This is a genomic window from Streptomyces sp. NPDC040622 (genome assembly GCF_055593965.1).
The window spans coordinates 856,797-879,652 of sequence record NZ_JBVIXD010000002.1; the positions used below are offsets into that span (position 1 = coordinate 856,797).

A 22,856-nucleotide genomic window follows, 5' to 3' on the forward strand; every position below is an offset into this window, starting at 1 on the left:
GGTCCGGTCCTCTAGCCGGCGAAGGAGGACCCGGACGGGTCCTCGCGCGTGCCGGTGATCACCGCGGTGAGGCGGGTGCCGGGCGGGAAGGCACCCTCTTCGCAGAGCGTGGTCAGGGCGTACAGGAGTTTGGCCACGTAGAGGCGTTCCACGCGGAGGTCGAGAGCGCGGCCGTGGCGCGCCTCGAAGTCCTCCGCGAAGGCGACGAGTTCGGGCGGGGTTCGGGCGTAGCCGCCGCAGTGGAAGCGGTCCTCCAAGGACCAGTTGGCGGTCGGCTCGCCGAACGTTCTGCGCTGCAGGGACACGATGTCCCCGCCCAGGAAGCCGCCCTTGAGCACGGGTATGCCGAGGGCCCGCCGGTCCGGGCCGAGACCCGCGGCCAGGCCCGCGAGCGTGCCGCCGGTCCCGCACGCCACGGCCGCCACGTCGGTGTGCTCGCGCAGTTCCTCGCCGAGGGCCGTGCAGCCCCGCACGGCAAGGGCGTTGCTGCCGCCCTCGGGGATCACGTACGCGTCTTCGGCGTCCGCCGCGCGCAGGAGTGCCCCCAGGGTCTCCGGCTCGCCCTTGCGGCGGTACGTCGCCCGGTCGACGAAGCGCAGCCGCATGCCGTCGGCGGCGCAGCGCGTCAGGGAGGGGTTCAGGGGGCGCCCGGCGAGCTCGTCGCCGCGCACGACACCGATCGTGGCGAAGCCGAGGAGACGGCCCGCCGCCGCGGTGGCGCGCAGGTGGTTGGAGTAGGCGCCGCCGAAGGTCAGGAGGGTGGAGTGGCCCGCGTCGGCCGCGGCCCGCAGGTTCAGGACGAGCTTGCGGAACTTGTTGCCGGGCAGGTCCGGGTGGATCAGGTCGTCCCGCTTGAGGGACAGCCGCACGCCGCGGCGGACGAAGCGGTCGTCCGGCACGCGCTGCAGCGGGGACGGGAGCCGGGGGCGGAGGCCGTCGGGCGGGGTGGGGCACACCCCGCCATTGTCGCCCGCGGTGCGCGGTCCGGCAGGGGAGCCCTGTGCCGGGGCTCCCCGGGTGTTCCGTGCGGCTACTTCAGGCGCTCCTCGATGCGCGCGCGCATCGAGTCCATCGTGAAGCCGCGGGGGTCCACCTTGCCCGGCTGCCACTCCAGGTGGCCGATCACCGAGCGTTCCGTCCAGTCGTGGACGCGGCAGATGGCCGCCGAGACCCTCTCGATGGCGTCCAGCTGCTCCTCGGGCCACGGGTCCTCGCCGTCGCCGAGGTTCTCGCACTCGAAGCCGTAGAAGTGGCGGTTGCCGTCGGTGTTCGCCTCGTTGTCCGGCGGCAGGCGCTTCTCCGCGATGACGGCGCGGAGCACTTCGTCGTCGCCCAGGCCCGCGTGGTTGGCACGGCCGTAGCCCACGAGGTGGACGCGGCCGTCCTTGGTGATGACGCCGTGGCAGAGCGGACCCGGCAGCGAGGCGAAACCGTCGCGGCAGATCTCCACCGTGCGCTCGCTGCCGGAGGTCACGGTGTGGTGGATCACCACGCCGTGCACGGGCCCCCAGGGGCCCTTGTGGTTGCGGTTGTGATGCTCCCAGTCGCCTACCTCGACGACGGTCACGCCTTCGTCCCGCAGGGCTTCCAGGAACCTGCCCGCGGACATGGGTGGGGACATGGCCGCCTCCTTAAACAAGGCGCGACGGCCGCCGGTCGCGACCGTCTCGTACGCCCTGCTTGTACCGGAACTGCGATGCCCGAACCAGCTGTTCGCAAACAATGCGAGGCCTGTTCGGGCACCGTGCGAGCCGATCCGGTCAGTTCCCGTGCAGGAAGCCGTCGCCGTTCGTCGCGATGTGGGACTCCAGGGCCTGCAACGCCTGCTGGGTGTCCTGCGCGGAGCCGGTGCCCCGGCGCTCCGCGTAGTACGCGGCGCCGAGCTTCTTCAGGAGGGCGTCGCCCGCGCGCTTGTCCTGGACCTCGTCGAGCTTCTGCTTGCCCTGGTTGATGCCCCGCTGCGCCTGCTCCTTGGCGCGATCCAGGAAGCCTGCCATTGCTGTCTCCTGCCGGTTGGTGCGAAGGGTGCGGGCGGTGCTCGTGCCCGCGATGGGATCAACGGTCACACGGAACTCGGAGTTCCCGCGGGAGGCCCGGCCCGAGGGGGTGCGGACTGCCCCGCGAGGGATGCCCCGGCTAGCCGGTCAGCTTGCGCATCAGGCGCACCCCCTGTGACGGCTTCATGTGCGGCAGGTAGGCCTTGCCGATGGCCCGGGTGATGCTGGGCAGGGCCGCCGGGTCCGGGTAGCACATGTACATGGGCCGGTACTGGGGCTGGAACTTGGCCTTGAAGTTGAGCAGCGAACGGAAGCCGTAGACCGGCTCCAGGGTGCGGCCGGCGTAGTCGAGCAGGCGCTGCAGCGCGGCGGGCGGCTCCCCGGTGTCCGAGCGGGCGAGCGGCGCCCCGGAGAGGCTCAGGAACCGGGCGCCCTCCTCCTTGAAGCCGAGCGCGGCGGACGCGATCAGGAACTCCATCGAGCCGCGGAACCCGTCGGAGCGGCGCCGCATGAAGTCCAGGGTCCAGCCCGCCGGCCGGGGTGCCTCGCCGTTCGTGCCCGCCTCCCCGCTGCCCGCCTCGCCGCTGTCCGCCTCCCCGCTGTCCGCGTACACCGGCATCCAGCTCGTGATGCCGTGCACCGTGCGGTCCCCGTCGACCGCGAGGAGGCAGCGCACATGGGGGTCGTCGAGTTCGTCGAGCCCGCCGAGGGTGAAGCCCATCTCCGGCAGCCCCTTGTCCGCGACCCACTCCTCGGAGATCGAGCGGATCTGGTCCGTGAGCGCGATGGGTGCCTCGGGGAAGGTGTGCCACTCGGCGGTGATGCCCTCCTTCTTGGCCTTGTTCAGGGCCGTGCGGACGTCCTGCCACTTCTTGCCGGTGAAGGCCAGCTCCGCAAGGGGCACGACGGTGTCCTCGGCGACCTGCACCGAGCTCCAGCCCAGCGCGTCCGTGCGGGCCTTGGCCTCGGCCGTCACGCTGTAGAAGCAGGGCGTCCAGCCGCGTTCGTCGCAGTACTCGGCGAAACCGTCGATCGCGTCCGCGCGCGCGGACAGCTCCCCGAAGGGGTCGCCCGTGGTGAGCGCGACCGTCGAGCGCACCCGGTAGGCGACCGCGGCCCGGCCGTCCGCGGAGAACCAGTAGTGGTTGCCCGGCCAGGTCGTCAGATACGAGAGCGTGGAGCCGCCGTGCGCGGCGAGCAAGGCACGCGCGCGGGTGGCCGCGTCCGGGTCGGCGTGCATCAGGGGCCGCCGGAACGCCACGAACAGAGCGATCAGGGTGACCACCCAGAACAGCATCCCGCAGTACTCGTACAGCGACAGGGCGGTGCCGCCGACCGGTACCGGGGCCTGCCCCTGGAAGAAGAACGGTTCGTAACTGGGCGGCAGGAACTGCGTGGGAAGGCCCGAGACCAGCTTCGAGAACGTCGCGTCGGGCGTGAACTGGTCGCGCACCGCGTACCCGATGCCCACGTAGGCGACACAGGCCAGCAGCAGCGAGCCGCCCACGGTCCCCGCGAGCCACGTCACGGTGGTGCGCGAGAGGCGCTGGTCGAAGAGTCTCCTCGTGAGGAACAGCAGCACCAGGACGAGCAGCGGCAGCAGCATCTGTTCCAGAACCGCCTGGATCATCGCGGCCTTCTGGTCGGACAGGTCGCTGCCCTCCAGGACGTACCGGTCCGGGTGCGAGGCGATGTCGCCCAGGAGGTACGCCATGAGTCCGAGCCACACCAGCTGCGCGGCCACGGTGATCCGCCAGGACAAACGCAGACCGCGTCGCAGGCCCTCGGCGAGTACGAGCAGCAGCAGCGGGATCGCGATGCCCATGAGCATCGCGGGAGAGCCGTAGAAGTGGTCCTGGGCGTGGATGCGGGCGCAGTCCGCGCTGTCGGCCCGGACGCAGGCGTCGGCGATGTCCTGGGCGCCGGGGCCCCCGGAGACGTACAGGTCCAGGACGTTGAAGGGGCCGAGCGAGTCCTTGTAGAGCGTGGCGACGAGCGGGCCGACGGCGGAGGCGGCGACCACGAGGGCCACCAGGACGCGGCCCTCGGAGTGCGAGGCGTGCGGCATCCGCAGCCGGTGCGTGTTCCGGTGCGCCAGCGCGCCGAGTCCCAGCCCCACGACCGTGCCGGCCAGCCGCAGCACTCCCTGGAGATGACCGACGTACAGCGCGAGCATCAGCGGGAAGACGATCAGGCACAGCTGGAGCCTGCGCCGCCACAGGGCGTTGAGCCGGAAGCTGAGGAAGGCGCCGACGGCGCAGGCCCCGATGCCGGGCGTCGCCGTCAGGTCGCGCGCCAGATCGTCGAGCCAGTCCTCGCCGGCCAGCTCGCCCAGCCTGACGACCCCGGTGCCCAGGAGCGAGCCGAGGACCTGACCGAGGACCAGGACGACGCCGGTGCGCACCGAGCCCATGCGCTGCTCGGCCGCCGAACCGAGGAGCAGCAACAGCAGGGTGGAGCCGATGTAGTTGCCGATCCCCGGACACCACAGCATCGAGGTGAGCGGGGTCCACCAGCGGCCGTCGGCGAGCGCGGGAACCCCCACGCCGATGTCGTTCAGGAGCGTGCCGGACGGGCCGGAGCCGAGGCTTCCCGTGAAGGCGCCCACGGCCCACAGCGCCACGACGACGAACACGGTGACCGGCGCGCGGCGCACGGGCTCGAACGCCCGGCCGACGGGGCGCAGCCAGCGCACCGGGCCGCGCTCGCCCGGCGGCGCGAGCGGTGCCGCCGGGGCCGGTTCCCGCGCGCCGGCGCCGGCGGAGGCCTCGGAGGTGGTCATCTCCCGAGCCCACCAGTCCGCTGTGCCCGGCACCTCCCGAGTTGGTCCGAACGGGTGGAAACGCCCCTCCTGCCCCGCCGGAGCGTGATCCATTCCCGCTCGTTTGTGTAATGGCGTGGCCACGCTCCGTGCTGGAAGGGTGAGGCGCGCAGAGCACCGCAGGCATATCGGGAGGGCATAGCCAATGTCGGTAGGCGAAGAGGTCCGTAGTGAATCGGAGAAGCCGCAGCAGAGCCTCGGCACATCCGCAGCACGGAACCTGGCCACCACCACCAAATCCGCGCCGCAGATGCAGGAGATCAGCTCCCGCTGGCTGCTGCGGACGCTGCCATGGGTCGATGTCCAGGGCGGCACGTACCGGGTGAACCGGAGGCTGAGCTTCGCGGTCGGGGACGGCCGGGTCCACTTCGTGAAGACGGGGGACCGCGTCCAGGTCGTCCCGACGGAGCTCGGCGAGTTGCCCGTCCTGCGCGACTTCGAGGACGAGGACGTGCTCGGCGAACTGGCACGGCGCTGCCACCAGCGGGAGTTCGCCGCGGGGGAGGTCCTGACCTCGTTCGGCAGCCCTGCCGAGGAGGTGTTCCTGCTCGCGCACGGCCGCGTCGAGAAGGTCGGCACAGGACCCTACGGCGACGACGCGGTGCTCGAGACGCTCGCCGACGGCTCCTACTTCGGGGAGCAGGCGCTGCTCGACCCGGAGACCATCTGGGAGTACACCGCCCGCGCGGTGACCGCCTGCACCGTCCTCACCCTGCCCCGCCAGGACCTCGAACAGGTCGCGGAGCGCAGCGAGGCACTGCGCGACCACCTCACGAGGCTGCGGTCCCTCCCGGCCCAGCGCACCAACGATCTCGGCGAGGCGCCCATCGACCTGTCGGCAGGACACGTCGGCGAGGCCGTGCTGCCCCACACCTTCGTGGACTACGAAGCGGCACCGCGCGAGTACGAGCTGAGCGTCGCCCAGACCGTGCTGCGCATCCACACGCGCGTGGCCGACCTCTACAACCAGCCGATGAACCAGACCGAGCACCAGTTGCGGCTGACCGTCGAGGCGCTCAAGGAGCGCCAGGAGCACGAACTGGTCAACCACCGCGAGTTCGGTCTCCTGAACAACTGCGAGTACGAACAGCGGATCCAGCCGCACGCGGGCGTGCCCGGCCCGGACGACATGGACGAGCTGCTCAGCCGCAGGCGCGGCTCCAAGCTCTTCCTCGCCCACCCGCACGCGATCGCCGCGTTCGGCCGCGAGCTCAACAAGCGCGGACTCGTCCCCGAGACCATCGACGTGGGGGGCCACAGGATCCCCACCTGGCGCGGTGTGCCGATCTACCCGTGCAACAAGATCCCGGTCACCGAGGCCCTGACGACGTCCATCATCTGCATGCGTACGGGCGAGGAGGAGCAGGGCGTCGTCGGCCTGCGCCAGAGCGGCATCCCGGACGAGATCGAGCCGAGCCTGTCGGTGCGGTTCATGGGCATCAGCGAGCAGGCGATCATCTCGTACCTGGTGTCGACCTACTACTCCGCGGCGGTGCTCGTGCCCGATGCGCTCGGCGTCCTGGAGAACGTCGAGATCGGTCGCTGGAGTTGACGGCCCGCCCGTGTCCTCGGACGCGGCACGGGGTACATCACCCCCGTACGCGCCCGCAGGCCGAGGAACCGCCACCGTCCGCATCCTTCCCGGGGTGAGTCCATGACGGACACGACGACGGACACGGCAGTCACCGCGGACGCGAATCAGCGCCCCCAGCGACCCGGACCCGGACCCGGACCTGGACCCGGACCCGGACCCGGCGACGGGCAGGAGGCCGCGGAGATCCTGGCGTCGGCGCGGACCCGCGTCGATCCGGAGCTGCGCAGGGCCATCGACTCGCTGCCCGGGTCACTGCGCCGGATCGCGCTCTACCACTTCGGGTGGGAGCACGCGGACGGCACGCCGGCCGCGGGCAACGCGGGCAAGGCCATCAGGCCCGCGCTGGTGCTCACCGCGGCCCGCGCGCTGGGCGGGGACCCCGCCACGGCCGTGCGGGCCGCGGCCGCCGTGGAGTTGATCCACAACTTCACGCTCCTGCACGACGACGTGATGGACCGCGACACCACGCGCAGGCACCGGCCCACCGCCTGGACCGTGTTCGGCGACGCCGGCGCGATCCTCGCCGGTGACGCCATGCAGGCACTCGGGCAGCGGCTGCTCGCCGAGGACCCCCACCCGGGGGCCTCGGCGGCCGCCGCCCGTCTGGCCGCCTGCGTCGTGGAGCTCTGCGAGGGCCAGCAGGTGGACTGCGCGCTGGAGCGGCGCGGCCCGGACGAGGTCACGCTGGACGAATGTCTCGCCATGGCCGAGGCCAAGACCGGGGCACTGATCGGCTGCGCCTGTGCGATCGGAGCGGTGTACGCGGGCGCGGGGCCGGAGGCGGCCGACGCGCTGGACGGCTTCGGCCGCGAGGCGGGCCTCGCCTTCCAGCTCATCGACGACGTCATCGGCATCTGGGGCGACCCCGGCCACACCGGCAAGCCCGCGGGCGCCGACCTCGCCGCCCGCAAGAAGTCGCTGCCGGTCGTCGCAGCCCTGACCTCGGGCACACCGGCCGCGGCCGAACTGGCCGAGCTGTACGGCAGGGCGCCGGGCACGGTGAAGGGGGACGTGCCGGACACCGCGCTCGCGCAGCGCACGGCCCGTGCCGTGGAGAGCGCGGGCGGCCGTGACTGGGCGCAGGTGCACGCGGCCGATCGGATGTCCCGGGCGATAGGGCAGCTCGCGAGGGCGGTCCCGGACCCGGAATCGGCGGGCGGGCTGCTGGCACTCGCCGAGTTCGTGACACGGCGTACGCACTGAAGGAGAGCCGCTGAAGCAGAGTCACTGAAGCAGAGCCGCTGAAGCAGGGCTGCCGAGGGGAGTCACTGACGGGGGAGCGACCGACCGGGGAGCGGCGGGGGAGCGGCCGACGGGCCTGACGGGGGAGCGTTCGGGAGGGAGGCGAACCAGCCAGAGGGCGGGGCGGGCCGGTGTCCGTGTCGGGAGCCCGTTCGAGGCGCCCGAGCGGCCCGTGACCCGCAGAGACGAACCCGGCCGGAGCCTGCCCGCCGGCCGGGCCTCCCACCATCCGCAGGTCCCGCATGCCCCCGTGATCCGGCCAGGCTGCGGGGCCCTTCCGTGTGTGAGGGGGGCGATCACTTACCCTGCAACCGGTGCGTCGAGGGCGAGAGTTGACGGGTGGGCGCGCCCCAGGAGCGGGCGAACGGTAAGGGGCGGGCAGTGGGTGTGGCGATCCGGAGAGCCGGGGAGGGCGACCGGGCGGACGTGATCGGGCTGCTCGACGCGGCGTTCCAGCAGGACCCGGTGAGCAGGTGGGTCTTCCCCGCCGAGGAGCACCGGGTGCGCACGCACAGCGCGCTGATGAACGCCTTCTTCGACCTGGCGCTCGCCGAGGGGTACGTGGATCTCGCCGAGGACGGTTCGGCCGTGGCCATGTGGTGGTCCGTTCCCGCGGGTGCCTCCGTGGCCCTCGACGCGGGCCCCGGGCAGGACGCGGAGGACGGCCCGGTGATGCTGCGCCGCGCGGTCGATCCCGACAACGAACGCGTCGAGCTGATCGGCCGGTTGACGGACGCGATCCATCCGACCGACAGGCCGCACGAGTACCTGCACCTCATCGCCGTGCACCCCGACCGGCAGGGCCAGGGCCTCGGCACGGAGCTCGTCGCCGCCGTGCTCGAACGCTGCGACCGCGAGGGCCTGCACGCCTATCTGGAGGCGAGCAACGCACGCAGCCGCGACCTGTACGCGCGCCTGGGCTTCGACTTCATGGGGACGACGCTCGATCTGCCGGACGGCCCGCGGATGTGGCCGATGTGGCGCGAGCCGCGGGCGGCCGGCACGGGCCGCTGACCGGCGGCGTGGACAGGGGGGTGAGCAGGGCTGTGGACACGGAGGCGGCGGGGGCGCCTGCGGACTGGCGTACCGACGCGCGGCCGGAGCCGGGCGACGGGCCGGAGGCGGACGCGCGTGCGCGGTCGGGCGCCGCGGGAGCGGAGAGCACTGTGGGATTTCTGCAGGACCTGACCGCTCGCTGCGTGGACCTGCTCGGGGTCTCCGCCGTGTCGGTGCTGCTCGTGGGCGATCGCGGGGGCGTCCGCGCGGGCGGCCGGGGTGCCGGGCGGAGCGGTCCGGGGGGACCGGGCGAGTCGGTGGAGACGAACGTGCTCGGTGATCCGGGGATCGTCGAGGCGTCGGACGAGCGGACGCGGGAGCTCGAACTGGCCGCCTTCCGCCGGGGCGAGGGGCCTTTGCTGGACACCTGCCTCTCGGGCGCCGCCCCGCCGGACGTCGATCTCGACGGGCCGGAGGCGGCCGCGCGCTGGCCGTGGTTCGTGGCGGAGGCGCGGACGGCGGGGTTCGCCGACGTCCGGGTGGTCTCGCTGCGCAAGGAGCCGCGGGGCGACGACCAGGCGGTCGGGTCGGAGTGGGCGGTCGGCACGAAGGTGGCCGGGGCGCTCGGCCTGTTCCGGACCGGGGGTGCGGAGCCGCTGGGCGAGGACGGCGTGGCGTTCGCCCAGACGCTCGCGGATCTCGCGGCGGTCGCGGTCGCACGCCAGCGGTCCCTGGAGCACAGCCTCGTCGAGTGCGGACAGCTGCAGGCGGCGCTCACCAGCCGGATCTCCATCGAGCAGGCGAAGGGCGTGCTCGCCGAGAGGTGGCAGTGCTCGGTCGACGAGGCGTTCGTGGCGCTGCGCAAGCACGCGCGACAACGCCGGGTGCGGCTCGGCGACTTCGCGCGGCAGGTGGTGGCGGGGGAGTTCGACACGTCCGACATGGGACAGCGGTGACCCACCGGGAGAAGGCGCGGGCCGCGGGGCGCGGGTGACCGCGGGGGCGACGCCGGCCGCGCACGAGCGCGGGCCGCGGGGCTGCCCAGCCGGGCCGGACCGGAATAGCCTGGCGGTATGGGCAGTGAAGGGCCACCGCCCGGCCCCGCCCCGCAGGACGAGCCCGTCTGCGGGGCCTGCGGCCGGCCGGTGGGTACGACGATCCGGCGACGCAAGGTGCTCGGGGTGTTCGTCCCGGTGTGGGGCCCCGGCCCGTGCCGCAACGAGGAGTGCGAGGCGTGCGTCGTGGCGACGGACGAGGGTGCGGAAGGCCGGGCAGGCGGCCGTGCGAGCGGGCGTACGAGGGCCAGGCGTTCCCGGTCGCGGCGCGGCAGGAGGCCTGGCGCGTCCGGCGGCGGCGAGTGAGCGACTCCATGGGCGGGAGTGATCGGCACGGCTGACGCGGCGCATGCCACTCCTAGGGCTGACACCCCCTGGCGATAGGGTCCGACGGTTGTCGGTACGGCTGCCGGGGGAGGGGGCTCGATGAGGCTGCGGTGGGGTGTGTTCGCGCTGGTGGGCGCGGTGGTGACGGGGTGCGGATCCGGTGCGGGGCCGGACGGGGCCGTGCCCGGATACGCGCGGGAGTCCGGCGTGCCGCGCGTGCGGAGCGCCGACGACATCCCCGGACTCCCGCTGGACCGCTACGAGTTCGGCAGCCGTGACTACAAGCGCCTGGACAAGGCGGAGCGGCTCATGGCGCAGAAGTGCATGAGGTCCTACGGGTTCGACGACGTCCCGCTCAGTCCCGCCTGGCCGAAGGCGGCGATGTCGGCCACCATGACGGCTTCCTCGGTGTCGCCGTACGGGATGCTCGACCTCGACCACGTCCGCCGCTGGGGGTATGGCTTCGACCCCGACAGCCTCGAGGACTTCCGGACCGAGGGGAAGGGGCGAGCCCTGACGGAACGGGAGGACGAGGTGTACTACGGCCGCGGCGCGGCGCGCGGCAGCCGGGGCGAGGTGAACGGCCGCGAGATCCCCGAGGGCGGCTGCAGCGCGCAGGGCACGCGGCAGACGCTGGGGGACACCGCGGAGGCGGCCGAGCTGGCGCGCCTTCGCGGGTACGTCGGCCGACGTACGCAGCAGGTCGACAAGGCCGTCGCCAAGGACAAGCGGGTGCGCAGGGCCTTCGGCGACTGGTCGCGCTGTGTCCAGGACAAGGGCTTCAAGAAGTACAAGAACCCGACGGAGGCCTTCGGGGACAAGGCGTGGGGCAGGGGCCGCCGGAACAGCGACGGCAACACCGCGCGTACGAAGAGGGAGCTGGGCACCGCGGTCGCCGACGTCGAGTGCAACCGGAAGCTGAACACGACCGGCGTGTGGTGGGCGGTCAGCGACGAGAAGCAGCGCGCGGAACTGCGGCGCGACGCGTCCCGGTACGAGGCGGTGCGCAAGGAACTGGACCGGGTGCGGGCCAACGTCCGTGCGGCGCTCGGCGAGAAGTGAGCGGACGGCGCGGAGCGGCGCGGGCCCGGGGCGCCCGCCGGCCTCGCATGATGGGCGCATGAGCGACATCGACGAACAAGGACTGCCCGGGGCCGTCGACGCCGGCCGGCTGACGGCCCTCTCCGAGGGGCATCACGCGCGCACCGTCCGGGCGTTGGGTTCCCGCGAGGCCGGCGGGCATCTCGTGAAGGTGTACGCCGTCGAGGCGCCGGGGCGGGTGGTGACGGAGCTGGAGGAGGCCGCGGCGCTCGCCGTCACCGGGCCGCATCTGGAGCTGGGGCACGTCCGGGGCTCGCTCGGTCTCGCCGTGCTGATCGTGCACGCGGGCGGCGACGGCGATTACGTCCTCGTACAGACCTGGATCGAGGGACACATGTCGGACCTCGCGGTCTTCGTCGGCCCCGCGGGCAAGCCGGCGCAGTTGCGCCCGGGCCGCGTCGGGCTCGCGCCGTGCGTCTGGGAGGCCGCGGTGCTCGCGCACGAGCGGGACGCCTTCGCGCGGCGGGTGCTCGATGGTTCCGGGACGGTGGCGGAGCGGCTGACGGCGTGGGGCGCCGATGTCGTGGAAGGCGACGTCCGATGACCGGCGGGCGGGGCCCGATGGCTGGCTCGGGCGCGGCCTGACCCAGGTGCAGTGGCAGACGCCCGCGTGGAACGAGGGGGCCGTGCGGTTCTACGACCGTCTTGGCGCCCGGGCGAAGGACAAGCTGCGCTACAGCCTGGCGGTCACGGACGAGGGCAAGCCCTGACGGCGGACCCGGCAGGCGCCGGGCGGCGGCTCCGGTGACGCGTGATAGACACATGAGATGACGACCGGCCGCGCGTTCGACGCCGTACTGAGTGACCTCGACGGTGTGATCCGCTTCTACGACATGGCGGAACTGGAGCAGCTGGAGCACGCGGCCGGGCTGCCGCCGGGCAGTACCGCGGGGATCGCCTTCCGGCCGGAGACCGATCTGCCGCTGATGCGCGGCGAGATCACCCGGGAGCGGTGGATCGAGTCGATCGCCGACGGTCTCGCCGACCGGGTGCCGTGGGAGCGCGGGCACGCGCTAGGGACGGCGCTCGCCGAGGCGAAGTTCCGGGCCGACGAGGTCGTGGTGGGGCTGCTGCGGCGGGTCCGCGCGGCGGGAGTGCCCGTCCTGCTCGTCACGAACGCGACGCCGTGGCTCGCCGACGACCTGGCCCTGCTCGGCCTCACCGGGCCCGAGGGGTTCCTCGACGACGTGATCAGCAGCGCGGACCTCGGTGTCGTCAAGCCGGACCGGCGCATCTACGAGACGGCGGCAGAGCGGGCCGGGGTCGCCCCCGGCCGCTGCCTCTTCGTGGACGACCGCGAGGAGAACGTGGACGCGGCGGCCGCGCTCGGGATGACGGGCCTGCTCTACCGCGAACCGGCCGACCTGCGGGCGGTGTTGGGGCCGCTGCGCTGAGACGGATGCCTCGGCGCCGGTGTCGTCCGCGGCCGATGCGACCACCCTTGACGGGCCCCTCCGGCGTTCGCGCCGCGCCACGGGCCCTCGGGAACCAGAGGCCCACTGGAGAACCGCAGGAGTGCGGTACCTCAGCGGGATCCGTCCGGATAGGTTCAGGCCATCGCCGCTGCGCCGATCGGCCAGTCGGTGATGGCCGCGAGCCCGTCCGAAGCCGGCGCGCTCCAGGCGGTCGAGGGTGCCGGTGACGGGGGTCGCGGCCTCCAGGACGTACGCGAAGCAGACATGGAGGCAGCAACGTGAGTGGACACCACGACGAAGGGCACACCGTCGCGGGGTGGACCGGATCCGTCGTCGCGATGATCGGAACCGTGGCCGTGGGTGCGGGGGTCGTCGGCTGGCGCCCCGGTATCTGGCTGGGAATCGGCGTCCTGGTGGCGGCGGTGCTGGTCACCTGGATCCTGCACCTGGCCGGCTGGGGCAAGCCGCCGACGCCGCGCAGTGTCGACCAGCGGCGGCTCTCGGCGCGTGACCTCTCCGCGCGTGCGGGTCACCGGGGCTGTCTCGGGTGCCGGCTGGCCGGCCGGTCCGCCCGGGTGGCCGAGGCGTCCTGACCGCTGTCTCCCACCACCGGGCAGGGCCCGGCCGACGACGCCGCGGCGCTCAGCCGACGGCGTCCAGCGCCGGCGCGATGACGGTGAAGGCCCGGTCCGTCAGGGTGGCCGGGTCCTCGGCCCCGTCGCTGGTGCTCCACCTCTGCAGCACGGCCCCGAAGGCGGACAGCGCGATCCGGGTCGCCAGCTGCGGATAGAGGTCCGTGCGCGGATCCAGGCCGAGGCGCTCGGCGAGTTCCTCGGCGAGCTCGTCGCCCCACTGCGCCTGACGCTCCAGGAAGCGGGCGTGCAGCGCGGGGCTCTCCAGGATCAACTGCGCGACGCGAAGGGCCTGTTCGGAGGGGCCCGCGCAGGCGCTCACGGAGACCCACACGGTGTGGCGCAGCGCCACCGAGGGCGGTTCCTGGGGCGGGCGGGCCGCGAGCTCCGCGCGCATGCCGGTGCCCACGTCGGCCAGGAACTGGATCACCACGTCCTCCTTGGACGCGAAGTACCGGAAGAACGTCCGCTTGGACACCCCCGCGTCGGCTGCGATCTCGTCGGTCGTGACCGCGTCGAACCCCTTCCGGGTCAGCAGCCGCATCGCGGCCGACGTCAGCTCGTCCGAGACGAGTTGACGCTTGCGTTGGGCCAGGCTCACTTCCGGGTGGATACTCACTGCCTCAGTCTACATTCAGTGCCCTATGAGGCATCAAGGGAACTGCTTGACACCGAGTGTCACATCAGGCAGCTTGTGCCGTATGAGTAATCAGAGTGGCTGGACCGCCGAGCAGATCCCCGACCTGAACAAGCGCGTGTTCGTCGTCACCGGGGCCAACAGCGGCCTCGGTCTGGCGACCACCCGGGCCCTGGCCCGCAAGGGCGCGCACGTGATCCTCGCCGTGCGCGACGAGACCAAGGGACGGGCGGCGGTCGACCAGATCACCGCCGCGGTCCCGGGCGCCGCCCTGGAGGTGCGCCGGGTCGACCTGGCCGACCTGGACTCCGTCCGGGCCTTCTCCGAGAAGCTGCACGCGGACCACGCGCGGCTGGACGGACTCATCAACAACGCCGGCCTGATGGCGCCGCCGAGCCGCATCCTCAGCCCGCAGGGCCAGGAGGTGCAGTTCGCGGCCAACCACCTCGGGCACTTCGCGCTCACCGGCCTGCTGCTCGACCTCCTGGAGGCCGGCGACGACCCCCGCGTGGTCACGGTGAGCTCGCCCAACCACCGCTCGGCCAGCCTCTTCTTCGAGGATCTGACCGGTGAGCGCAAGTACTCGCCGATGGGGTACTACAACCAGTCCAAGCTGGCGAACGCCGTCTTCGGCTGGCAGCTCCACCAGAAGCTGACCGAGGCGGGAAGCCCGGTGCGCAGCCTGCTCGCCCACCCCGGCTACACGTCGACCAACCTGCAGACGAGCTCGCCGACCGGCATGGTGAAGTTCCTGTTCGGCCGCCTGCTGCTGCCGCTGGCCCAGACCCCGGACCAGGGCGCGCTGCCCACGCTCTACGCGGCGACCCACCCGAGCGTGACGGGCGGGCAGTTCATCGGCCCCGACGGCATGGGCGAGCTGCGCGGTGCGCCGAAGACGGTGGAGCTCGCGCCGCGGGCCGCCGACGCGGAGACCGGCCGCAAGCTGTGGGACCTGTCGGAGGAACTCACCTCCGTGCGCTTCGCGTTCTCCGCCACCGCCTGACCGGCGGGGGAGAAGCGAAAGTGACCGCGAAGACCGTCGCGAGCAGCCCCTGGATCCGCCGGTACGCCCCGGCGGAGCAGGCGCGCGCGAGGCTGCTGTGTCTGCCGCACGCCGGCGGATCCGCCTCGTTCTACCTGCCGTTCGCCCGCGCGTTCGGGCCCGAGATCGACGTCCTGACCGCGCAGTACCCGGGGCGCCAGGACCGGTGGCACGAGCCGTGCGTGGACTCCGTCACCGGCCTGGCCGACGCGCTGGCCGAGGAGGTGCTGCCGTGGGCCGACCGCCCGCTGGCGCTCTTCGGGCACAGCATGGGCGCCATGGTCGGTTACGAGCTGGCCAGGCGCCTGGAGCGGGCGGGCTCAACGCCGCTGGCGTTCTTCGCCTCCGGCAGGCGCGCGCCATCCCGGCTGCGCGACAACCCCTCGCCCATCCACCTGCGCGACGACCCCGGACTGATCGCCGAACTGCGGGCGCTCAGCGGCACGGACGCCCGGGTCTTCGAGGACGAGGAGCTGCTGCGCAGGGCGCTGCCCGCGATCCGCAGCGACTACAAGGCGGCCGAGACCTACCGGCCCACCCCGGGTCCCCCGCTCGCGTCGCCCGTCCACGTGATCGTCGGCGCCGACGACTCCCGGGTCACGCCCGAGGAGGCGCGCGCCTGGGCCGACCACACCGCGGGCGGCTTCGCGATGGATTCCCTGCCCGGCGGGCATTTCTACCTGACGGAGCAGATGTCAAGGGTCGTGGATACCGTCTCCAGGAAGATTCTAGTGACACTTATGCGGTAATCCACCGCCGATATTGCGGAATTGCATTTCCCTGCGTGATCTGCGTCACGGCGGAAAGTGTTCCGGTAAACCACCTTGTTTGAGCCAATCACCTTGTTAGGCTGAATTCCTCTTTCGGATGCGAGTCGTGCGAGGTGTGGGAAAACATGGGGGACGTGGCCGAGATAGACATTGCCGGCCTGCCGGCATACCCGTTCATCGGGCCGGAGGACGATCCGTTCATTCCGGTCACCGGGTCGGACCAGGAACGGCTCGAAGGGCCCGTGGGGAAAGTAAGGCTCCCCTTCGGGGGGTGGGCGTGGCTCGTCACGCGGCACGAGGACGTGCGGCAGCTGCTGCGGCACCCGGGCTTCAGCTCCGATCAGTACAAGCCCGGGTTCCCGGTGCTGAACCCGATCCCGCCGAAGCAGGACGACGCGTCGGGCCTGTTCATCTTCATGGACGGCGAGGCGCACAGCCGGTTCCGCCGGATGCTGACCGCCGAATTCATGATCAAGAACATTCGGCGGATCGAGCCGCTCATCGAGGAAACGGTCGTCGAGACGCTGGAGCGCATGCGCGGGCTCGGGGCGCCCGTCGACCTCATGGCCGAGTTCGCGCTCCCCGTACCGTCGATGACGATCTGTCACCTGCTCGGGGTCCCGTACGCCGATCACGACTTCTTCCAGCACCACAGCGGCGTGATCATGGACAGGAACTCCGGGCCCGCGGAGGTCGAGGCGGCGCTCGGCGCACTGGCCGGCCTCCTCGGCGACCTCGTCGACGCCAAGCGGAAGGACCCCGGCGAGGACCTCCTGAGCCGGCTCACCGTCGAGCGGGTGGACACCGGTGAGCTGCGCAAGGACGAGCTCGTCAGCCTGGCCATGCTCCTGCTCGTGGCCGGCCACGAGACCACCGCGAACATGATCGGCCTCTCCGCCCTGGTGCTCCTGCAGCACCCCGAGCACCTCGCGGCCCTGCGCGAGGACCCGGACCTGGCGCCGGGCATGGTCGAGGAGCTGCTGCGCTACCTCACCGTGGTGCGCACCGGGCTGCCGCGCCTTGCCATGGAGGACGCGGAGATCGGCGGGCAGCAGATCCGCGAGGGCGAGGGCGTCGTCGCGATGCTCGCGATGTCCAACCGCGACCAGTCGGTCTTCAACGACCCGGAGCTGTTCGACCCGAAGCGTCGCGAGGCGCACCGCCACATGGCGTTCGGCTTCGGCCTGCACCAGTGCATCGGCCAGCCGCTGGCCCGCGCGGAGCTGCGGGTGGCGCTGGTCGAACTGGCCCGCCGCTTCCCGGAACTGCGCTCCGAACTCTCCCTCGCCGACGTCCCGCAGCGCCCCATGGCGGTGACGTTCGGCGTGGCCGAGCTGCCGGTGACGTGGTGAGGGCCATGCGGGTCACGGTGGACCGGGAGCTGTGCGCCGGCGCGGGCAACTGCGTGGCGACGGTCTCCGAGGTGTTCGACCAGGACGAGAAGGAGGGCCTGGTGCTGCTGCAGATCGCCGAGCCGTCCCAGGACCTGCACGACCTCGTCGAGGCGGCCGCGCAGATGTGTCCGGTGGGTGCGATCGAGATCGAGGAGCGCGTAGCCGCGCAGTGAAGACCCGCGTCCGCCGGGTTCCGCCCGGCGGACGCGGGGTGCTCGCTCATGTGTGAGAAATCTAAATAGGTTGGTGCCTTCTATTCCGCTGTGCGAAGAATGCACAAGGAGAAGAGGGGCCGATCAGCGGGGGGTCTTCCAGTTGAACCGGGGAATTCAGGCACGAGTCATCATTTGCGATCCACATCCGTATGCGCGTCTTGGTATTCGAAGATCGCTGGAGAAGGATTCCACCCTTTCCGTGGTCGCCGAGGTCGCCGACCTCGCGGCCCTCCTCTCGGCGGCGGAATCGTATGATCCGGATGCCGTGGTCCTCGACGGACAACTGCACCTCGGCCACGCCCGGGAACTCGCGGGCCTCGATGCCGCACTCGTCGTCGTGGGCGACACCGACTCGGCCACCCGCTGGATCGGCCTCACCCAGGTGAACGTGGGTGCGCTGGTGCACTCGTACGACCCCGTGGAGGACCTCGCCGCGGCGGTCCGCAAGGCGGTCGACGGCACCGGCTACGTCTCGCCCGGCCTCAGCGGCGTGCTCCTCAAGCTCACCCGCGCCATGGCCCCGCGTCACCTGTCGGCGGTGCCCACGCACGCGCCGCTCACCTCCCGCGAGTCCGAGGTGCTGCAACTGGTGCGCAGGGGACTCGCGAACAAGGAGATCGCCAGGCGTCTCGGCCTGAGTGAGAAGACGATCAAATTCCATGTCTCCAACGTGCTCGCGAAGGCCCACGTGGCCTCCCGGGCCCAGCTGATCGCCCTGGCGCCGGCTGTGTGAGAACGGCGCGGCAGCGCAGCGCGAACGGGGGTGCCCGCACGGTTCGGCCGTGCGAGCACCCCCGTCGTCGTACGGGGTGCGAACCTGGCCGAAAGTCCAGGTTCGGCGGCGACTACCTGCACCTAAGCCGGACCCGGAGCACCGTCCTCTGGCCGAAGCCCCTACCCGGGTCCCGAACAGATACTCGCCGTATGACGGCATCCACGGCAGACGAGCAGGGGACGGGCGGGGCCCGCGACACCGCCATCGCAGTGATCGGAGCCTCCTGTCGAGTGCCCTCGGCGTCGACTCCGGCGGAGCTCTGGAACCTGCTCGCCCAGGGCACCGACGCCGTCTCGGCCTGGCCGCAGGAGCGCGGCGAGGGCAGCCGGTCCTGGCGCGGCGGCTTCCTCGACGACGTCGCCGCCTTCGACGCCGCCTTCTTCGGCATCACCCCCGACGAGGCCGCCGCCATGGACCCCCAGCAGCGCCTTGCGCTGGAACTGGTGTGGGAGGCGATGGAGGACGCCGGTGTCCGCGACGACCGGCTGCGCGGCTCCCGCACCGGCGTCTTCGTCGGCGTCTCCTCCGACGACTACGCGGGCCTCGCCGCCCGCGGCGAGACGCCGGGCCCCGGCGGCGCACACGACTTCACCGGCCGGCACCGCGCCGTCATCGCCAACCGCGTCTCCTGGCACCTCGGCCTGCGCGGCCCCAGCCTCGCCGTCGACGCCGCGCAGGCCTCGTCGCTGGTCGCCGTCCACCTGGCCTGCGAGAGCATCCGCAGCGGGGACGCCGACCTCGCCTTCGCGGCCGGCGTGAACCTGATCCTCTCGCCGGACAGCATGCGGGCCACCGCCGGGCTCGGCGCGCTGTCCGCCAAGGGCCGCTGCGCCACCTTCGACGAGGAGGCCGACGGGTTCGTACGCGGTGAGGGCGGCGGCGTCGTCCTGCTCAAGCCGCTGGAGGCGGCCCTCGCCGACGGCGACCGCATCTACTGCGTCATCGAGGGCAGCGCCGTCAACAACGACGGCGGCGGCGAGCGCCTCACCGACCCCGACGCCGACGGCCAGCGAGACGTCCTGCGCCGCGCCTACGCCACCGCCGGGGTCAGCCCCGACACCGTCCAGTACGTCGAACTCCACGGCACCGGCACCCCGGTCGGCGACCCGGTCGAGGCAGCCGCCGTCGCCGACGTCATCGCGCGCGGCACAACGGACCGTGACCCGCTGCGGGTCGGCTCGGTCAAGACCAACGTCGGGCACCTGGAGGCCGCCGCCGGCATCGTCGGCCTGCTGAAGGCCGCGCTGTCCCTGCGCCACCGCCAACTGCCGCCCACCCTGCACTTCACCGCCCCCAACCCGGCGATCCCCCTGACCGAGCTGAACCTCAGGGTGCAGACCGCGCTCGCGGACTGGCCCGCCCCCGACCGTCAACTGGTCGCGGGGGTCAGCTCGTTCGGCATCGGCGGCACCAACTGCCACGTCGTCCTGACCGAGGCGCCCGAGGCCGCGCGGCGCGGTGCCGCCCCGGCCCACCGTCCCGCGCACGACCGCACCCTGCCCTGGGTCCTGTCGGCCCGCTCCGGCGAAGCGCTCGACGCCCAGGCCGCGCGCCTGCTCGGCCACGTCGAGGGACGGCCCGCGACCGAGGCCGCCGACGGCGCGGACGCGGGCGGTGCCGTGGAAGCCGGCGATGTCGTCGACGTGGCCGACGTGGCCGACGTGGCCGACATCGCCAAGTCCCTGGCCGCGGGACGGTCCACGTTCGAGCACCGGGCCGTCATCGTCGGAAAGCACCGCGACGACCTCACGGCGGGCCTGGCGCACCTGCACGAACAGGCCGTGACCGGCGTCGCCGAGCCCGGCCGCACGGCGTTCCTGTTCTCCGGCGTCGGCTCCCACCGCGTCGGCATGGGGCGCGAACTCTACGCGGCGTACCCGGTGTTCGCGGCCGCCCTCGACGAGGTGCTCGACCACTTCCTCCCCGGCCTCGACCTGCGCGCGGTCCTGCTCGGCGGCGACGACGAGGCGGCCGCGGAGGCACTCGACGGCATGCGCCACATGCAGCCCGCCCTGTTCGCCTTCCAGGTCGCCCTGTACCGCCTCGTCACGTCCTGGGGCGTCACCCCGGACCTGCTCGTCGGCCACTCCTTCGGCGAGATCGTCGCCGCCCACGTCTCCGGCGCCCTGCCGCTCGCCCACGCCGCCGCCCTCGTCGCCGCCCGCGGTGACCTCATGGAACAACTGCCGCCCGGCGGAGCCATGATCGCGGTCGAGGCGAGCGAGGAGGAACTGCTCGCCGCCCTCGAAGGCGCCGAGGACGTCGCGGTCGGCGTCATCAACGGGCCGCGCGCCGTCGTCCTCTCCGGCGCCGACGCGTCGGTCACCCGGATCGCCGACGCGCTCGCCGCCCGCGGCCACCGCACCAGCCGCCTGCGCGTCAAGAACGCCGCCCACTCACCGCTGATGGCCCCCATGCTGGGCGAGTTCGCCCGCCGGATCCACGGCCTCGCCGTCTCCGAGCCCGCCGTACCCATCGTCTCCACCGTCACCGGGCAGACCGGCGCGGCGCTCACGGAGGAGTACTGGACCGAGCACCTGAGCGCCACCGTCCGCTTCCACGACGCGCTCACCGCCTGCCGCGAACAGGGCGTCACCCGGTTCGTCGAACTCGGCCCCGGCAGCGTCCTCACCCCGCTCGTCGCGACCTCCGAGACCGAGCTCGCGGTGGCGCTGCAGCACCGCGACCACCCCGAACCGCAGGCCCTGCTGACGGGCCTCGCCGCGGCCTGGACCGCGGGCACCCCCGTCGACTGGTCCGCGGCCGTCGGCCCGGCACGCACCGTCGACCTGCCCACCTACGCCTTCCGGCGCCGCCGCCACTGGCTCGACGAGCGCCCCGCGGCCGAGGAGACCGAACAGCACCTCAGCTCCGCGACGCTCGCCCTGCGCGACCGCGTCCGGAGCGAGCCCGACGGCTTCCTGGTCCGCTGGCTCGCCGACCACCTCGCGCACCTCACCGGCACCGCGGCCGTCGACCCCGACGCGACCTTCCGCGACCTGGGCCTGGACTCCGTCCTCTCCGTGGAGCTGCGCAACCGGCTCGTCTCCGCGACCGGCCTGCGGCTGCCCGCGAGCATCCTCTTCGACTACCCGACGCTCCACGACCTCGCCGACCACCTGCACGAACGCGTCGTCGGAGCCCTGGAGCCCCCGGCCGCCCAACCGGTCGCCGCCGCCGTCCCGACCGCGGCCGACGACGACCCCGTCGCGATCGTCGGCATGGCCTGCAGGCTGCCCGGCGGCATCGACTCCCCGCAGCGCCTCTGGCAGGCGCTCGTCGACGGCGTGGACGCCACGTCCGACTTCCCCGACGACCGCGGCTGGGACCTGGCGAACCTCTACGACCCCGACCCGGCCCACCCCGGCACCACGTACACGCGCCGCGGCGGATTCATCGCCGCGGCGGGCGACTTCGACGCCGAGTTCTTCGGGATCAGTCCGCGTGAGGCGGCGGCGATGGACCCGCAGCAGCGGCTCCTCCTGGAGACCGCGTGGGAGGCCCTGGAGCGGACGGGCATCGACCCCGACTCCCTGCGCCGCAGCAGGACCGGCGTCTTCGTCGGCGCCACGAACATGGAGTACGGCCCGCATCTGGACGCCCCGACCGACGGCACCGAGGGCTTCCGCCTCACCGGCAACACCACCAGCGTGGCGTCCGGTCGCATCTCCTACCAACTGGGCCTGGAAGGGCCGGCCCTGACGGTCGACACGGCCTGCTCGTCCTCGCTGGTGGCCCTGCACCTGGCGGTGCAGGCGGTGCGCAACGGCGAGTGCTCGCTGGCCCTGGCGGGCGGCGCCACGGTGCTGTCCACGCCCGGCATGTTCGTCGAGTTCTCCCGTCAGCGCGGGCTCGCCGCCGACGGCCGCTGCAAGCCGTTCTCCGATGACGCCGACGGCACCGGCTGGGCCGAGGGCGTCGGCCTCCTGGTCGTCGAGCGCCTCTCGCAGGCGCGCCGCCACGGCCATGAGGTCCTGGCGGTCGTACGGGGTTCCGCGGTGAACCAGGACGGCGGGAGCAACGGCCTGACGGCGCCGAACGGGCCGTCGCAGCAGCGCGTCATCCAGGATGCGCTGGCCAGTGCGCGGCTGACGTCCGCGGACGTGGACGTGGTCGAGGCGCACGGCACGGGTACGTCGTTGGGCGACCCGATCGAGGCGCAGGCGCTGCTCGCCACGTACGGTCAAGGGCGGGACGCGGAGCGGCCGTTGTGGCTCGGCTCCATCAAGTCGAACATCGGCCACACGCAGGCCGCCGCCGGTATCGCCGGTGTCATCAAGATGGTCCAGGCGATGCGCAACGGCCTGATGCCCCGCTCCCTCAACGTCTCCACACCGTCCCGGCACGTCGACTGGGAGTCCGGTGCCGTCAGCGTGCTGGCGTCGGAGCAGGAGTGGCCGGAGCTGGAGCGGCCGCGCCGCTCGGCGGTGTCGTCCTTCGGCATCAGCGGGACGAACGCGCACGTGATTCTGGAAGCCGCTCCCGAGGCGGAAGAGACCTTGCAGGGCGGCGAGTTGGTGCGTCCCGCCGAGGGTGCCGTGATGGGTTCCGTGGTGCCGTGGGTGCTGTCGGCGCGGAGTGAGGCGGCTCTGGCGGAGCAGGCGGAGCGGTTGCTGGCGCGGCTGGACGAGGGCGAGGCGCCTGGTGAGTCCGGTGTGCTTGGTCTGCGGGATGTGGGCTTCACGTTGGCCCGGGGGCGTGCGGTGTTGGAGCACCGTGCGGTGGTTCTGGGTGGTGATCTGGGTGAGCTTGCTGTGGGTTTGGGTGAGTTGGCTGCGGGTCGTGAGGTTTCTGGTGTGGTGGCCGGGCGTGCTGGGGCTGGTGGCTCTGGTGGTGTGGTGTT

General features: G+C 72.6%; 20 protein-coding genes. 15 read left to right on the forward strand and 5 right to left on the reverse strand.

Annotated elements, in window-relative coordinates:
• Positions 1-11: 11 nt before the first annotated feature.
• The 4 genes from ACZ592_RS08305 to ACZ592_RS08320 form a co-directional block, all read right to left on the reverse strand.
• The gene (locus ACZ592_RS08305; RefSeq protein WP_471580682.1) at positions 12-956 is read right to left on the reverse strand and encodes a 1-aminocyclopropane-1-carboxylate deaminase/D-cysteine desulfhydrase; all 945 of its coding nucleotides are present in this window, start codon (positions 954-956) and stop codon (positions 12-14) included.
• Positions 957-1,030: 74 nt separating this feature from the next.
• A complete protein-coding gene (locus tag ACZ592_RS08310; protein WP_471580683.1) occupies positions 1,031-1,621 on the reverse strand; it encodes an N-acetylmuramoyl-L-alanine amidase in 591 nt (196 codons plus the stop codon).
• Positions 1,622-1,760: 139 nt separating this feature from the next.
• On the reverse strand, positions 1,761-1,997 hold the full coding sequence (locus ACZ592_RS08315) for a hypothetical protein (RefSeq protein ID WP_471580684.1): 237 nt from the start codon (positions 1,995-1,997) through the stop codon (positions 1,761-1,763).
• 139 nt (positions 1,998-2,136) lie between these two features.
• Positions 2,137-4,779, reverse strand: a complete 2,643-nt coding sequence (locus tag ACZ592_RS08320; RefSeq protein ID WP_471580685.1) for a rhomboid family intramembrane serine protease — start codon at positions 4,777-4,779, stop codon at positions 2,137-2,139.
• A gap of 184 nt (positions 4,780-4,963) precedes the next feature.
• Here ACZ592_RS08320 and ACZ592_RS08325 point away from each other — a divergent pair, with 184 nt between their 5' ends.
• From ACZ592_RS08325 to ACZ592_RS08365, 9 genes are all read left to right on the forward strand, one after another.
• Positions 4,964-6,370: a family 2B encapsulin nanocompartment shell protein gene (locus ACZ592_RS08325; protein ID WP_471580686.1), complete on the forward strand. Its 1,407-nt coding sequence runs from the start codon at positions 4,964-4,966 to the stop codon at positions 6,368-6,370.
• Positions 6,371-6,472: 102 nt separating this feature from the next.
• Entirely contained in the window at positions 6,473-7,615 is a 1,143-nt protein-coding gene (locus ACZ592_RS08330; protein WP_471580687.1) for a family 2 encapsulin nanocompartment cargo protein polyprenyl transferase, read from the forward strand.
• 420 nt (positions 7,616-8,035) lie between these two features.
• Positions 8,036-8,668 carry a GNAT family N-acetyltransferase gene (locus ACZ592_RS08335; RefSeq protein ID WP_471580688.1) on the forward strand — a complete coding sequence of 211 codons (633 nt, stop codon included), beginning with the start codon at positions 8,036-8,038 and terminating at the stop codon, positions 8,666-8,668.
• 152 nt (positions 8,669-8,820) lie between these two features.
• On the forward strand, positions 8,821-9,606 hold the full coding sequence (locus ACZ592_RS08340; protein ID WP_471580689.1) for an ANTAR domain-containing protein: 786 nt from the start codon (positions 8,821-8,823) through the stop codon (positions 9,604-9,606).
• Positions 9,607-10,131: 525 nt separating this feature from the next.
• Entirely contained in the window at positions 10,132-11,094 is a 963-nt protein-coding gene (locus ACZ592_RS08345; RefSeq protein WP_471580690.1) for a hypothetical protein, read from the forward strand.
• Between the two features lie 58 nt (positions 11,095-11,152).
• A complete protein-coding gene (locus tag ACZ592_RS08350; RefSeq protein ID WP_471580691.1) occupies positions 11,153-11,677 on the forward strand; it encodes a hypothetical protein in 525 nt (174 codons plus the stop codon).
• Complete coding sequence (locus ACZ592_RS08355) at positions 11,652-11,843, forward strand: hypothetical protein (RefSeq protein ID WP_471580692.1); 192 nt, start codon at positions 11,652-11,654, stop codon at positions 11,841-11,843. The genes ACZ592_RS08350 and ACZ592_RS08355 overlap by 26 nt, the downstream gene beginning before the upstream one ends.
• Before the next feature lie 57 nt (positions 11,844-11,900).
• Positions 11,901-12,527 carry an HAD-IA family hydrolase gene (locus tag ACZ592_RS08360; RefSeq protein WP_471580693.1) on the forward strand — a complete coding sequence of 209 codons (627 nt, stop codon included), beginning with the start codon at positions 11,901-11,903 and terminating at the stop codon, positions 12,525-12,527.
• Between the two features lie 299 nt (positions 12,528-12,826).
• A complete protein-coding gene (locus ACZ592_RS08365; RefSeq protein WP_471580694.1) occupies positions 12,827-13,141 on the forward strand; it encodes an HGxxPAAW family protein in 315 nt (104 codons plus the stop codon).
• Positions 13,142-13,190: 49 nt separating this feature from the next.
• Here the strand turns inward: ACZ592_RS08365 and ACZ592_RS08370 are convergent, their stop codons facing one another.
• Complete coding sequence (locus ACZ592_RS08370) at positions 13,191-13,799, reverse strand: TetR family transcriptional regulator (RefSeq protein ID WP_471580695.1); 609 nt, start codon at positions 13,797-13,799, stop codon at positions 13,191-13,193.
• Between the two features lie 82 nt (positions 13,800-13,881).
• Between ACZ592_RS08370 and ACZ592_RS08375 the strand changes: the two genes are divergently transcribed.
• From ACZ592_RS08375 to ACZ592_RS08400, 6 genes are all read left to right on the forward strand, one after another.
• Entirely contained in the window at positions 13,882-14,820 is a 939-nt protein-coding gene (locus ACZ592_RS08375; protein ID WP_471580696.1) for an oxidoreductase, read from the forward strand.
• A 20-nt stretch (positions 14,821-14,840) separates the two neighbouring features.
• Positions 14,841-15,608, forward strand: coding sequence for a thioesterase II family protein (locus tag ACZ592_RS08380; RefSeq protein WP_471580697.1), 768 nt, complete (start codon positions 14,841-14,843; stop codon positions 15,606-15,608).
• A 146-nt stretch (positions 15,609-15,754) separates the two neighbouring features.
• The gene (locus tag ACZ592_RS08385) at positions 15,755-16,981 is read left to right on the forward strand and encodes a cytochrome P450 (RefSeq protein ID WP_471580698.1); all 1,227 of its coding nucleotides are present in this window, start codon (positions 15,755-15,757) and stop codon (positions 16,979-16,981) included.
• Positions 16,982-16,986: 5 nt separating this feature from the next.
• Complete coding sequence (locus tag ACZ592_RS08390) at positions 16,987-17,196, forward strand: ferredoxin (protein ID WP_471580699.1); 210 nt, start codon at positions 16,987-16,989, stop codon at positions 17,194-17,196.
• Between the two features lie 241 nt (positions 17,197-17,437).
• Positions 17,438-17,971: a response regulator transcription factor gene (locus ACZ592_RS08395; RefSeq protein ID WP_471580700.1), complete on the forward strand. Its 534-nt coding sequence runs from the start codon at positions 17,438-17,440 to the stop codon at positions 17,969-17,971.
• A 191-nt stretch (positions 17,972-18,162) separates the two neighbouring features.
• On the forward strand, positions 18,163-22,856 hold a 4,694-nt coding region (locus ACZ592_RS08400; RefSeq protein WP_471580701.1), incomplete at its 3' end, for a beta-ketoacyl synthase N-terminal-like domain-containing protein.